Source organism: Mesobacillus foraminis (assembly GCF_004340465.1).
Classification (GTDB): domain Bacteria; phylum Bacillota; class Bacilli; order Bacillales; family Cytobacillaceae; genus Mesobacillus_B; species Mesobacillus_B foraminis.
This window is the reverse complement of sequence record NZ_SLVV01000002.1, coordinates 295,640-309,522: the sequence shown is the minus strand read 5'-3', so window position 1 is coordinate 309,522 and position 13,883 is coordinate 295,640. Positions and strand designations below refer to the sequence as shown.

The window sequence follows — 13,883 nt, the reverse complement described above, 5'->3', positions numbered from 1 at the left end:
TGATACTCTTCTTGTTGTATACAAAAGCCGTGGCTTATGGAAACCATTTTGATATTCCCGGCAGCAGACTTGAGGATACAGAGGGCTAAAATGTGGCTCTAAAGAGATGTCACTGAAGAAACTGGATGAAGTTCAGAGATTGATCGCAATTTGGGGATCGTGGATTTTTATGTTTCCGGCAAAATGGAAAGATTAGACCCATGTCCATCATATTCCTGCCTTGTATAAAATCAGAAGAATGCAAGGAATCGTAAAGCCCATTAAAAAGGGAGAGGATTCAGCCGGAGCAGAGTTTATTACCTTTGAAAACTCCATTTCGACAATTCCTCGCCTCTTGTAATGAAGGCCGCAGCCTGGTACGAATCTGGCTCAGTAGGATATGAAACAACCAAATTCAATCATTGGGACATAAAAGATTAGGAACCATGTATTTACCCCTAAGGCGTACCTGGATTTAAGCTATTTAAACCAGCCTTTTTTCCTGAACCATAAAAACATTCCGAGGCCAATGACGAGCATGAGGATCAATGTCGCCAGGTATCCATATTTCCATGATAACTCAGGCATATGCTGAAAGTTCATTCCATAAATGCCGGCAATAAAGGTCAATGGCATAAATATAGTGGTGATGACAGTCAGAACCTTCATCACCCTATTCGTTTCATGTGAATTCAGAGAGAGATAGCTGTCCCGGATGTCCGTGGTAAGCTCCCGATTGGCATCGACCATTTCAGTAAGTTTTAATAAGTGGTCGTGAATGTCAGAAAAGTATTCCCGGTTGGCTAACTGTCCTTGCAGCCGCTGAGAATTGATCATCCTGTAAACAAGGTCCCTCATCGGTCCAATTGTATGCCTCAAGGATAGCAGGTCATGCCTGGTATCAAACAGACTGTCGAGCAGGGACTCCATTGACTGTTCCTGGGAGTTTTCATCAAGGTCGTTCAAGATATCCTCAATACGGTAAATTGGCGGGAAATAGTTATCAACAATTTTATCCAGGATATGATAGAGAACAAGACTTGGCTGCCATATGCTGGCATCCGTCGATAATTTAAACCTTTTCCATACCTCATTTATTTCTGAAGATGGTTTCTGGTGATAGGTGACAATATAATTGGCGGATAAAAATAAATCAACCTCTTCCTTTTCCAGGCTCTGCTGGTTGAGGGCATGTGTAACAAAAAAGGTGTAATTCTCGTAATAATCGAGTTTTGGTCTTTGCAGCGTGTGAAGGCAGTCTTCAATCGCCAGTGGATGAAATTGAAGGGGCGTCCTCAATACAATTGATTCTTCTTGTGAGGGCTGGTGAAAATCGATCCAGTACCAGCTAAAATCCCCATTTACCAGTTCTTCAACAGCGGTATTAGTCACAATCGCATTGTCTTTCGTAACAGCTAGCGTTCTAATCATGAGTTCTCCTTTATTCCCTAAAAGCTGTTCGTTCAATTATTATATGCTTATTCAGAATAAATCTTAGCTATTTATCGCAGACTATGCAAGGAGTGGATAAAAAATATTTAGAGGTGCGGTATGGATCATAAAAGCTCAATTCCTCTTACTTCTTCTGAAATTGCCTATCTTTGGACCAATTTTATGGGGGACAGCATGGCTGAATGTGTACTAGGCATGTTTCTAAGGCATGCTGAAGATTCTGATGTCAAAGAAATGCTGGCACTGGCTCTTCAGTTGTCAAAGAACCACCTGGATACAGCAAGAGCTATTTTTCTTGAAGCAGAGATTCCGGTCCCGAAGGGCTTCACGACTGAAGATGTCAACCCGGAGGCGCCTCCTTTGTATTCTGATACGTTTTATTTATATTACATAAGAAATATGACAAAAGGCGGCCTAAGCTCTTATGGTTATGCACTTCCCAATACATACAGGGCTGACATCAGAAAATATATGTCGGAAGCTCTTGAAAGTACTATTGAACTGTACAACCGTGTGACTGAAACCCTTCTGGAAAAAGGATTAAATGTCCGTTCCCCAGTGATTCCGACTCCTTTGGAGGTCGATTTTGCCGGTAAACAGTCATTTCTTTCTGGCTGGTTTGGACCGAAAAGAAGCTTGAGTTTTTTAGAAATCAGTCATCTTCATTCAAATATTGAAACCAATGTACTTGGACAGGCACTGATTGCAGGATTTGCCCAGACAGCAAAAACAAAGGAAATCAAAGAGTACTTTGAACGAGGCTGGAATCTCTCTCTAAAAAATATCAAAGTGCTTTCGGGTATTCTGACAAAAGATAAAATTATTGCCTCTGGGTCTGTACACTTATCACCCTTAAACTCACAGGAGCCCATTTTCTCCGAAAAGCTGATGATGTATCACTCAGGACTTGCAAGCATTACGGGAGTTGGCAATTACGGCGTGTGTGCTGCACAAAGCCAAAGGCGGGATCTTATTGCGGATTATTTAAGGCTGGCAGCAGAAGTCGGCTTATATACTGAGGATGGAGCTAATCTTTCGATCAAGTATGGCTGGCTTGAAAAGCCACCTTTATCACCCGAAAACTAGTAAAAATAAGCAGCCCTCATACTTCAATGAGACAGGGTTGCTATTACTTTTGCCTTTCTCGAACTGTATTTTGCATCTTTTAGAGGTGTACACTTTAACAAAAGCTTCTACCGGTGATAATTGCAGTTTAATCGCCGCTCAACCAATCCCCAATTAAAATGTTACGAATACATAGGTAATGATGGTTACCCGGATACATCCGTCAATTCGAATCCCTGGAATCTGTTTAATGAGGCGTTTTTTAAGGTAATTGATATAGGAAACTGATATTCTAAAGGTGATTTGTTTGAAGAGGAGGGAATGTCCGTGGGTGAATGTAAATTGAATCACAGTCACGAAGATGTCAGGAGAAAATACGAAGAGCAGGCCGCATACTTACCAGAAGAGTTGAAGCCATTATTTGGAACCTTTTTTGAAGGGGAACATACACAGGAAATTCTTAACGAGGTCTTCCATTTGCTGAAAAAGTATGATTTAGCGGTTGAAGAGGAGAAGGAGGAACGAAATAACAGGCTGTACATGGTCGTAAAAAACGTATAGCCGGAATTTTTAAGAGGCGCCGTTCTGGCGTTTTTTTTATGCTCATTTCAAAATTTATTTCTTTTACACCGTTTCAGGAAAGATTTACCTTAATGGAAATAGAATAAAACATAGATTGATTGAACATTGGGTTTTGTAATTGATGCACCAAATGACATAATTTTTACAGAAAAAAGGAAAAACATGGAGAAATGTCGAATATAATAGATTAGAGGATAGATTGAGGTAGAGAATCATGAACGTATTCATTTATTTATTGGCTGCCTATATTGTTGGGAACTTTATATCAGGCTATTTTGTTTTGAAGATTTTTGTAAAGAAGGATATCCGCGAGGAAGGAAGCGGGAATGCCGGGGCACGAAATGCTGGACGTATTTATGGTAAAAAAGCTTTTATCCTGACATTTTTTGGTGACGCATTGAAAGGCGCGATTGTCATTTTGGCAGGGAGGGCATTTGGCTTGTCTGGTGACATTTTGCTGCTGGGATTGGGAGCTTCAGTTCTTGGACATATTAAACCGGTATGTTTCGGACTTAAAGGCGGTAAAGGCATTTCCACTTTTATCGGTGGCATCCTCGCATATGAACCGTTCACTGCACTTATTATTATTGGTGGATTTTTGCTCCTGTATCCATTTGCCAAAAGCTTTACTGTCGCGGGGTTAGGAGCATTTTTATTCATTCCTGCCTTCTTCCTCTGGTCCATGGAAACAGGCATGGTTATATTTGCTGTACTGCTGTTAATTTTAGGGTTGATCCTCGCCCATAAAGACAATATCATCGAAAGGCTAGGTCATCATGATGGAAATAAATGATTATTTATTTAAGATTGCGAGTCATCCGGAAGAGTTTGAACAGATCCATAAATTAAATTATCAGACGTTTTCCGAGGAAATTCCCCAGCATGAACAAAATTCAGAAGGGGTATTGGTCGATAAATTCCATGCAGAAAATACATATATTATTTGTTTGAAGAACAACGTCCTCGCTGGGATGCTCTGTGTCCGGGGGAAAAGGCCGTTTTCTCTCGATGGAAAAATTGGCGCCGTAGAGAATCATCTCACTATCCAAACTGAAAATATTTGTGAAATCAGGCTGCTGGCAGTAAAAAAAGAATATCGGAATGGCCGGGTTTTTCTTAAGCTCGCACAATTTATGGCAGCCTATTGTCTGGAAGCAGGTTATGATACCGCTGTGATTTCCGGAACAACCAGAGAGCTTAAGCTATACCGCCAAATGGGTTTCCTTCCCTTTGGACATCTTACAGGGACCCCTGAAGCTTCCTTCCAGCCATTGTATTTAACAGAATCCAGTTTTAAAAAATCGCTGGCAGGCAGGCTGCTTAAGGATCCTGCAGCTTTTTTGCCAGGCCCTGTCAATGTGACCAGGAAGGTAATGGAGGCTCTCGGCACCAGGCCCTTTTCCCATAGATCCCAGAATTTTTACCGGAAAATGAAGCAAGCACGACAACAGCTTTGTAGGCTGGCTTCAGCAAAGGATGTCCAGATTCTATTTGGTTCTGGTTCACTTGCCAATGATGTAATTGCCGGCCAATTGTCTCTGCTTAAAGGCCGGGGGCTCATATTAATAAATGGGGAATTTGGCCAGCGGTTAAAAAAACATGCTGAGCGAATGGGGCTGCCGTTCGAAATCCTGGAAAAAGATTGGGGACAGCCTTTTGGCAAAGAAGAAATCGAAGCCGCTGTTACGGAAGAAACCGAATGGATCTGGGCCGTTCACGGTGAGACCTCGACAGGAATGCTGAATTCAATGGAAATGCTGAAGCAGATTGCTTCACTAGCCGGCTTGAAGCTTTGTTTGGACTGTATCAGTTCAATCGGGGCTGTTCCAATCAACCTTGAGGGGGTATATCTGGCTTCCGGGGTCAGTGGGAAGGCTATAGGGGGATTGACCGGACTTTCTTTTGTATTCCATGAATCAGAGCCTAAATATTCATATACGATCCCGTCTTATCTGAATCTGGCACTCTATCACCAGGCAGAAAGCACCCCGTTCTCCCAGTCCTCAAATCTTCTGGAAGCTCTTATTACTGCATTGGAGGAGTGCGGAGAACAGAGAATGGAATTAATAAGCTCAGAATACGCCTATATTCGGTGTGAACTGGAGAAAAGAGGTTTTTCTGTAATGGCTTCTAGAGAAAACAGCTTTCCTTTTATTCTCACCATACTGATGCCTGAGTCTGTCTCAGCAGAAGCAGTAGGGAAAACGTTAAGATGGAACGGAGTAATTCTTCATTATGAAAGCGGCTATTTAAAAGAACGAAACTGGCTGCAAATCGCCTGTAACGGGAATGGAAGGAGAGAGGAAATAGACAGGATGATAGCAAAATTGCACCAAAGCATTCGCTACGAACAATCTCTTGCAACATCCATAAGACTGTTGAACTAGTTGCTAGAAATATTTGCAAGAAATAGAAACGAAGAGAGATACTAGCGGATAATCCCTGGCCAGCTCTTGCATAAAATAAAGTAAAAGCTTTATAGCAAGAAAGGGGTTAGGGAGAATGGTCAACTGGAAGGTCCGCTTAAAGAACCGGGGCTGGGTAATGGCATTCCTTTCGCAAGTGATGCTGGTAGCACAAATTCTATTACAGGGATTAAATAGTCTTGGAATCACAGATTTTCAGCTTTCCGAACAGATCCAGAGCGAGGTATTGACACTTGCAAACAATATCTTCATTATTCTGGCAATGCTCGGGATTATACAGGATCCAACAACAAAGGGTTACAAAGATAGTGATAGAGCGAAAAAATACAATAAACCAGAATGAGTTTTCTAAAATAAGAGAAAGGCAGGCCTGAAGTGTTAATCATCGTGAACAAAAGGGAAGGTATTCACTAAAAGGGGTTGATGAACATGATGAAATGGGCGATTATTGCCATCTCTGTGCTTTTGCTGCTACTTATTGTTGAGGAGGTCAGCAACTTCTTTTGGAGAAGATATGTAAACGAAGCAGGAGTAAAAAAAGAAGGCAGCCAACGAAGACTCTTCAAGACCTCTTGGAGGAAAATCAAAATTTATCTGAGTAAGTACAGGAAGGACCCTTCACATTGACCGAAGGGTCTTTTTATATTTTAATACTTATATCTCAAAGCTTTTCATTTAAGAAATTCTGCCGAAAGTGTATTTTAATAGTGGCAAAAGAAGTTTAAAGCTTATTAATTGGAAATATTTATTCAGGTCCATTTATCGATAAACCCGAGGAACTAGTGTATGATTCAATTACCCATTTTTGGACGGCTGAATGCGTCACGACTCAAGATTTGCTTAATCTAATTAAGAGCATTTTATTATTTCCTCAGGAAGGAGCGGAGCATTGAATATAAAATTAAGCCACAATCTCATTAAAGAAAAATGCGGTACAGTCTCCTTCAAACGGGGGGATGCTTTTTTTCGTGCTGATAAAGTAACATTTAAACAATATGGCTCCGAAGGCTGTGAAGCAATCGTATCGGCAAATGAGGAGTTTTTAGTGAAAGTGTGCGCAGATGAAACCGGAACGATACTGACTGAGTGCAGCTGTCCTAGATTAGCCTCCTATCAAAAAGACTGCCAGCATATTGCGGCGGTTTTACTCGCAGTTCTCAATCATCTGCGCCAGGGAACTTCACCTATGGAAGCCGTAATAGTTGATACTCCTGAAGATGTAAGGCTAGCCAAAGGACTGCTGACACTTTTCAATAATAGTACGCCGCGGTCAAAGAGCCGCCAGACTCTCCTTGAAAAAAGAGAAGTGCTGAAACTGGTGTTTAGATGTAAACCGGTCGCTGTTCCGGATGGCCATATGCTAGGAATCCAACTGAAAATTGGCGGGACCTCGGTAGGTGATATCAGGGAATTCCTGAAACGTGTGCAAAAAGGCCATCCATATACCATTTCCCCTCATTTTACATACGACCCAGGAGAGCATTGCTTCTCGCGAGAAACAGATGCTGTTCTCCAAGAGCTCTTTAGAATGGTATATGATGAAAAAACCTATTTTGAGGCATACGCACAGAGTTCATGGCCGGTCATGGATAATCAAGTAACCATCATTTCACCGACCTCCTGGCTAAGGCTTGCCCCTTTGCTGGCAAATGCGCCTTTTGTAGAACTTGAACATCATGGCCAATTATTTTCCGGACTGCAGCACGTGAGTGAATTGCTTCCATTGCAGTTCGCTTTTTATGAAAATGATGTTACTGGTTTCTGGATGGAAGTAAATGGCCTGGAAGAGACAATCCTCCTGAATCCCTACAGTATGGTACTGCATGAAGGAAAACTGGTTCAGCTAAAGGCAGAGGACTCGGAGCGGCTGGCGGAATTAAAAAAAATGCTGGATCGTTCCGGGAAGAATAAAATTTCCATCCCGGAAAACCAGATTCAGTTATTTCTAGAAAAGGTGATCCCAGGCTTAAGAAAACTTGGAGATGTTCATATTTCACAAAGTCTTACCAAAAAATACTTAAGAACTCCATTAGTTGCCAAGCTGTATCTTGACAGGGTAAATAACCGTCTTTTGGCAGGGCTTGAATTCCATTATGAGAACATTGTGATTCAACCCTTAGAAAGGCGGGTATTCAGCCCGGATGCCTTGATCATTAGGGACAGGGTCAAGGAAGATTCTATATTGCAGCTGATGGAAGAGAGCTCATTTACCAAAACAGATGGCGGCTATTATTTGCAAAATGAAGAATTAGAGTATGAATTTTTATATCATGTTTTGCCAAGGCTTCAGAAGGTCGCTCAAATTTATGCTACAACAGCCATAAGGAATCGCGTATTCAAGGAAAACCCACGCCCGCGGATAAGGATAAAGGCCATGAAAGAGCGAACAAATTGGCTGGAATTTAAATTCAATATTGATGGGATACCTGAGAAGCAAATCCGGGAAGTATTAGCAGCCTTGGAGGAAAAGCGAAAATATTACAGGCTCCGCAATGGCTCACTCCTCTCCTTGGAAACAAGGGAGTTTGAAAAAGTTCAGCAATTTTTAAGTGCTTCCGGCTATGCCGGCGAGCTGGAAAAAGGGCTTAAAGTTCCTCTCATTCAAGGACTTAAGATGCTTGAAACTGTCGAAGAACATGCATTAACCGTGGATGAAACTTTCTATGAGTTTCTTGATGGGATGAAAGATCCCGGAAGCTTGAAGTATGAGATTCCAGGGCAATTGGAGTCTGTCATGAGAGATTACCAAAAAACTGGCTTTAAATGGCTTAAACAGCTGGCCAGCTACGGGTTCGGAGGGATCTTGGCAGATGACATGGGATTGGGTAAGACACTTCAAAGTATCTCTTTCATTCTGTCAGAATTAAGCGAGATCCGGAAACAGAAATTGCCCGTGCTGATTGTCTGCCCTTCGTCCCTGACTTATAACTGGCTGAGCGAGCTGATAAAATTTGCACCTGAAGTACAAGCAGCCGTGATTGACGGCAGTAAAGAGGAAAGGGTGAAAGCCCAGGCACAATCAGGAGGATTCGATGTTGTCATCACTTCCTATCCTTTGCTCCGAAGAGATATAAAATGGTATGAAAGTCAGTGCTTCCATACGGTTTTTTTTGATGAGGCCCAGGCTTTTAAAAACCCCGGTACACAGACGGCAAAAGCAGTGAAGAAAATAAGGGCTGAAAACTCCTTTGCCCTTACGGGGACGCCTGTAGAGAACGCAGTTGAAGAGCTGTGGTCCATTTTTCACATCGTCTTTCCAGAATTATTTTTAGATTTGAAGGAGTACAGTCAGCTGACTAGTAAAAATATTGCCCGTCGTATACGTCCGTTCCTCCTTAGGAGGCGAAAAGAGGAGGTTCTGCCTGATCTTCCTGAAAAAACAGCAAGTATTGAATCTGCAGAGCTGAACCCGGATCAAAAAAAGCTCTATGCTGCTTACTTGGCGAAATTGCGCCATGATACACTTAAACATTTGGATAAAGAAACAATCCGGAAAAATCGGATAAAGATACTTGCCGGTTTAACGAGACTTCGCCAGATCTGCTGTCATCCCTCCCTGTTCGTGGACGGTTACAGAGGGAAATCTGCGAAATTTGATCAGTTAATGGAGATTGTCGAAGAATCCCGGGATTCTGGCAGAAGGCTGCTGATTTTCTCCCAATTCACGAAAATGCTGGAAATCATTGGCCACGAACTGGCCTATAAGGGTATTGACTTTTTCTATCTGGATGGACAAACCCCTTCGGAAGAACGTGTGAGGTTGACCGGACGTTTTAATTCTGGGGAACGAGAGGTATTTTTAATTTCTTTGAAGGCGGGAGGAACAGGATTGAATTTAATAGGGGCTGACACCGTTATTCTCTATGATCTCTGGTGGAATCCTGCGGTCGAAGAGCAGGCTGCCGACCGTGCACATCGCTTTGGACAGCAAAACCCGGTTCAAGTCATTAAACTCATTTCAGCTGGCACGATAGAGGAGAAAATCCATGCACTCCAGGAGAAAAAAAAGGACATGATTGGAGAACTCATTCACTCAGGTGACTCTTTATCATCCTTTTTGACCGATGAGGATATTCGTGATATTTTTACAAACTAGATTGAACAATTCAAGGTTTTAAGCTACATTAAAATAAAGACCATGAATATAGTCCCACCCTTTCAAATCCAGTATCAGGATTACAGCACTATCTGAATTTTAATAATTTGGGTCTCTCATTATAAAAATAGAAAAGGTGAAATTAGATATGGCCCCGATTTCCAATGTTTCCAACCATTTAATTAAAAATGCAGATACCCTGGCCAATGAAATTGTCAAAGGAGTTCTTGAACGGCTGAGGCTGGTCATTCCAACAGAAGAAAAAGAACGGGCAATACAGATGTATACAAGCTTTCTGGGGTTCCTGGGGAAATCCCTGATTACTGAGGAAGAAGGTGTGCCCGGGGACCTGCTGGAATGGAGTAAAAAAAATGCAGAAGATCTTGTGGCTGCGGGCGGGAAACTTTCCGAAATTGTTGCCCGTTATCCGGGGACAAGGGAATTCTTTACTGAATTCCTCACAAGCATTGGGACAGAATTCAAACTTTCTGCACCAGAAACAATATTCCTGATCAAACGGGTAAACGTTCTTCTGGATATTAGTATGAATGAAACAGTGTACGCATTTGAACGCCTTTCCGATAATTTAATGGCAAAGTCTCAGAAGGAAATAGCCGAACTGTCCGCCCCCATTGTACCGATCAAGGACGGAGTTGCCGTACTTCCACTGATTGGAGTCCTTGACGAATATCGAGTTACCTATATTTTTGAAAAGGTTGTTCCCAGGATTGTCGACCTGCAAATCAGACAGTTAATTACCGATTATTCGGGGATATTGACCATTGATGAAGATATTGCAAGATACCTCTCCCAGTTTGAAAATATCTTGAGCCTTCTCGGAATTCAAGCCATTGTCACCGGGCTTCGGCCTGAATTGGCACAGACCATTGTTCATGCAGGAATCAATATGTCGGCGACTCGAACATTCGCCCACGTGAGACAAGCACTGGAGAGCATCGAATAAACAATATAAAAAACGGAAAGACGCTTAATGGAAAGAGTCTTGATTGTCGGCAAAAGGGGTTCGGAATGCTCATTCCGAACCCTTCTTTTTGTCTCTTAATGAGTTTTTACCTCAGGTTAGATTCCTCCTCAATTTGGGCTGCGGCTTCGTTTTTAAATGGAAATAAATAACGCTTAAGGGGTTGGCTGTACTGCACATTGACTATTAAAACCCTGTTGATTGGAGTGGAAGGCGTGAAGACTTCTCCGGGATCAGCGGGATAGGCAAGATCCCGCAGGAGCAGCTGTGACGAGGAGGCTTCCAGTCCGCTCCGTGAAAAGCGAAACGCCTGGAACGGAAGTCAACAGACCAGTTTTACAACCAGACAAAATAAAAAATGACTGTTCATTGAATGGGTCTTTCTATCTAATGCATGTTCAATTTCCCTTGACTACTGTCATTCGTCAGCGAGACCAACTGCGGCGTGCTCCAATGGCTGACCCTCACACTGTGCGGTAAATACACCATGCTGTTCGTTTAACGCTGCTTTGGTTCATAGTGATTCGATGTTTATAGGGTTCAGGTGCTCAAAATTCATTATTAATCCTCGACGAAATGGTAATAGGTATTTCCAAATGATAGTATTGCCAGGAGGTCAAAAAATACCCAAGTTATTCTGATATCATTCAACCGAATAACTTTCCTATATTTAACCATACTAAAGGTGAAAAATAGGGAATGGAGTTGTGACAATATGGAGCATAATGAACCGCGAAATGAAACAGAAGCAGCCCTCTATGATTTTAAAGAGGGTTTAGGAACGTTTACACAGAAAATGCCTAAAATTGCTAAACATTTTAATGCTTTTACGGAAGCATGCTTTGAAGAAGGGAAATTGTCGCAAAAAGAAAAGCAATTGATTGCATTGGGGATCAGTATCTTTTCCCAGGATGAATATTGCATTATTTATCATACCAAGGGCTGTCTTGATCAAGGCGCAACGGAGGAAGAAATTCTGGAGGCGATTGGTGTATCGGCCGCATTTGGCGGTGGTGCAGCCATGAGCCAGGCCGTCACGCTGGTGCAGGAGTGCATGACAGATTTAAATCAGTATAAACAGTAATTGCTCGACAGAAATGCAAAAACCCCCAAAGACATGAATCTTTGGGGGTTTATTTATATTACCAGCTCGCTTTTTTGATACCAGGCAGCTGCCCTTTATAGGCAAGTTCCCGGAAACATATACGGCAAAGCTTGAACTTGCGCAAAACTGAATGAGGACGGCCACAGCGCTCACAGCGTGTATATTCTTGCACTTTATATTTTTGAGGCTGCTTTTGTTTTATGATCAGAGCTTTTTTAGCCATAAATTAAACCTCCTTAAATGATGGTAGGCAGGAGAGTTTTATTATTATAGTACAAGTCAGGTTCTTGTGTATATGGTACTTACTGTAAATATAGGGATGGATTGTTAAAGCATCGAAACGGAGCACTAATTAGATGGTTTACACTTCTTTTATTACTAAAAGTCAGGATTATTTTTAAGAAAATTCCTCCATGCTTCGATGGCTCCTTTGTCATTTTCTGCTTTTGATGCCGTTAGCCTGGCTTCGGAATCACCATATCCAATTTCATGGTCTCCTTCCTTCAGACGGGAAAAAACCGAATCAGCAAAATCCTGCAATGGTGCCCCGAATGTATGCAACCCAGCTCCGCCAAGGTCGGTATTGACAGCTGGAGGGAATACCTCAGTTACTTTGACATTCGTTTGTGCCAATTGAATCCTAAGTGAGACTGTAAATGAATGCAAGGCTGCTTTTGTTGCACTGTAAATTGGAACCCAGACACCAGGACGTATGGCCAGCCCTGATGAAATGTTAATGATCGCTGCATGTTCCTGTTGAATGAAATGGGAAGCAAAGAGCATGGAAAGATGGATGGGTGCATCAACATTGATGGAGATTTCTTTCTTGTAGTAGTCCCATTCGTGGGCTTCCTGTAAAAGGTTCACCCTTTGCTGGATACCTGCATTATTAACCAGAACGTTTACCTGTGGAAAATCGGTGTTGATCCAGTTAAACAAAGAGGTCCGTTCGGCTTCTATGGAAATATCACATCCTTTTATGTGCAGGTCAGGATGCTTGTCCTTAGCCTCTGTTAATTTGTCCTCACGCCTTCCAACGATAATCACGGTATTGTCCGCCAATAAGAACCGCTGCGCTAATGCAAATCCAATACCGGTTGCTCCTCCGGTAATTAAAACCGTGTTGCCTGATATTTTCATGAAAGTTCCTCCATTTATCGTTTTAAGGGAATATCAACCCTAGAATTCCACAATTTCAAAATGGCAAACATACAGATTTGAGAATTAAACCATATGATTTATGAATCTCTTAGGGGATGTGAATTTAAGTGAAAGGTTTCATCACACTATTAATGCGAGGTCCTTTATTCTGAAGATTCATTACCTTTCTTGGTATAAGAAAATAAGATAAGCGGACAATAAAAATGAAATGAATAGTAAGGGGGGGAAAGTATGAAGCAAAAAAATAAATTTCCTGAACATTCTCCGGGAAGGGATCCTTTGAAACAGCCTTTAATGTCTACTGGGACCACTGAACCAGGATTTGATAAGAATACAAACGATAAACAAAAAGCAGAAGCGCCAAAGATTGGCGAAACTTTAATCGGCGATGATGGAATCACCGGCCGTATCCGCTAACCTGGTCTATTAGGGATAAAACAGCTAATTAGAATACCGGAAAAATAAAGGAGGAAGAAAATGAAAACGAAGGATAATTTTATTGAAGGTGCAAAGGTGACTCAGGATAATCAAATATTTCCTACAAAAAATAAAAACTCCAAAACAAAAGGAAATAAGGCAGACAGGGAGAAATAATTATTAAAGCAAAAACGCCATTTCTGGCGTTTTTTACATGGGAATGGTTTTCCATCACTCTTCATAATTATGCTGTTCTTCAATCCTGCCTTCTTCATTGTGGATGATGGCCATTGTTCCTGCTTCTTCAGCCATTCTTTTTGCTTCCTTCACCGCCTTGGATTTGGAATCGGTCGTATAATCTGGTTCATCGTTTCCTTCGGCTTTTACAGCCCAGCCCTCTTCATCATGAGGAACGACGTGGAACCTGGCCTCATCAGTGCCAGCCCGCTCTTTAAAATACTGTTCGCGTTCGTTATTATTATTTTTATCCTGTGCCATATGACAACCTCCTATCTGTTGTTTGTCATTTCTTTTCCCCATTTGTTTATGGTAAAACATTAGCCTGTGAGAGCAGATTTGATACCTGTGATAAAACTTTAAGACTAGGAAGTGATCACA

At 41.8% G+C, this 13,883-nt stretch carries 14 protein-coding genes; 10 read left to right on the top strand and 4 right to left on the bottom strand.

Features of this window, described 5'->3' with window-relative positions:
• Nucleotides 1-459: 459 nt before the first annotated feature.
• Nucleotides 460-1,410: a magnesium/cobalt transporter CorA gene (corA, locus tag EV146_RS03955; protein ID WP_132002139.1), complete on the bottom strand. Its 951-nt coding sequence runs from the start codon at nucleotides 1,408-1,410 to the stop codon at nucleotides 460-462.
• 120 nt (nucleotides 1,411-1,530) lie between these two features.
• On the opposite strand from corA, the gene EV146_RS03950 reads away from it, so the two are divergent.
• The 9 genes from EV146_RS03950 to EV146_RS03910 all read left to right on the top strand — a co-directional run bounded on the left by EV146_RS03950 (nucleotide 1,531) and on the right by EV146_RS03910 (nucleotide 11,666).
• On the top strand, nucleotides 1,531-2,517 hold the full coding sequence (locus EV146_RS03950; protein ID WP_132002136.1) for a DUF3231 family protein: 987 nt from the start codon (nucleotides 1,531-1,533) through the stop codon (nucleotides 2,515-2,517).
• 306 nt (nucleotides 2,518-2,823) lie between these two features.
• Nucleotides 2,824-3,057 carry a group-specific protein gene (locus EV146_RS03945; protein WP_132002133.1) on the top strand — a complete coding sequence of 78 codons (234 nt, stop codon included), beginning with the start codon at nucleotides 2,824-2,826 and terminating at the stop codon, nucleotides 3,055-3,057.
• Between the two features lie 235 nt (nucleotides 3,058-3,292).
• Nucleotides 3,293-3,871, top strand: coding sequence for a glycerol-3-phosphate acyltransferase (locus EV146_RS03940; protein WP_132002130.1), 579 nt, complete (start codon nucleotides 3,293-3,295; stop codon nucleotides 3,869-3,871).
• Nucleotides 3,855-5,465 carry an aminotransferase class V-fold PLP-dependent enzyme gene (locus EV146_RS03935; RefSeq protein WP_241993797.1) on the top strand — a complete coding sequence of 537 codons (1,611 nt, stop codon included), beginning with the start codon at nucleotides 3,855-3,857 and terminating at the stop codon, nucleotides 5,463-5,465. The genes EV146_RS03940 and EV146_RS03935 overlap by 17 nt, the downstream gene beginning before the upstream one ends.
• Before the next feature lie 115 nt (nucleotides 5,466-5,580).
• Complete coding sequence (locus EV146_RS03930; RefSeq protein ID WP_121613301.1) at nucleotides 5,581-5,847, top strand: phage holin; 267 nt, start codon at nucleotides 5,581-5,583, stop codon at nucleotides 5,845-5,847.
• 86 nt (nucleotides 5,848-5,933) lie between these two features.
• Nucleotides 5,934-6,131: a hypothetical protein gene (locus tag EV146_RS03925; RefSeq protein ID WP_121613300.1), complete on the top strand. Its 198-nt coding sequence runs from the start codon at nucleotides 5,934-5,936 to the stop codon at nucleotides 6,129-6,131.
• Between the two features lie 262 nt (nucleotides 6,132-6,393).
• Nucleotides 6,394-9,600 (top strand): DEAD/DEAH box helicase, encoded by a 3,207-nt coding sequence (locus tag EV146_RS03920; protein WP_132002127.1) that lies wholly within the window; start codon nucleotides 6,394-6,396, stop codon nucleotides 9,598-9,600.
• Nucleotides 9,601-9,748: 148 nt separating this feature from the next.
• On the top strand, nucleotides 9,749-10,564 hold the full coding sequence (locus EV146_RS03915) for an STAS domain-containing protein (protein WP_132002124.1): 816 nt from the start codon (nucleotides 9,749-9,751) through the stop codon (nucleotides 10,562-10,564).
• A 733-nt stretch (nucleotides 10,565-11,297) separates the two neighbouring features.
• Nucleotides 11,298-11,666, top strand: a complete 369-nt coding sequence (locus tag EV146_RS03910; RefSeq protein ID WP_132002121.1) for a carboxymuconolactone decarboxylase family protein — start codon at nucleotides 11,298-11,300, stop codon at nucleotides 11,664-11,666.
• Between the two features lie 58 nt (nucleotides 11,667-11,724).
• Here EV146_RS03910 and EV146_RS03905 read toward each other — a convergent pair whose 3' ends face one another.
• Nucleotides 11,725-11,910 (bottom strand): type Z 30S ribosomal protein S14, encoded by a 186-nt coding sequence (locus EV146_RS03905; RefSeq protein ID WP_132002118.1) that lies wholly within the window; start codon nucleotides 11,908-11,910, stop codon nucleotides 11,725-11,727.
• Between the two features lie 155 nt (nucleotides 11,911-12,065).
• Complete coding sequence (locus EV146_RS03900; protein WP_132002115.1) at nucleotides 12,066-12,827, bottom strand: SDR family oxidoreductase; 762 nt, start codon at nucleotides 12,825-12,827, stop codon at nucleotides 12,066-12,068.
• A gap of 252 nt (nucleotides 12,828-13,079) precedes the next feature.
• On the opposite strand from EV146_RS03900, the gene EV146_RS03895 reads away from it, so the two are divergent.
• A complete protein-coding gene (locus EV146_RS03895) occupies nucleotides 13,080-13,265 on the top strand; it encodes a hypothetical protein (RefSeq protein ID WP_132002112.1) in 186 nt (61 codons plus the stop codon).
• Nucleotides 13,266-13,496: 231 nt separating this feature from the next.
• On the opposite strand, the gene EV146_RS03890 is transcribed toward EV146_RS03895, so the two are convergent.
• On the bottom strand, nucleotides 13,497-13,763 hold the full coding sequence (locus EV146_RS03890) for a DUF2188 domain-containing protein (protein WP_132002109.1): 267 nt from the start codon (nucleotides 13,761-13,763) through the stop codon (nucleotides 13,497-13,499).
• Nucleotides 13,764-13,883 lie beyond the last annotated feature (120 nt).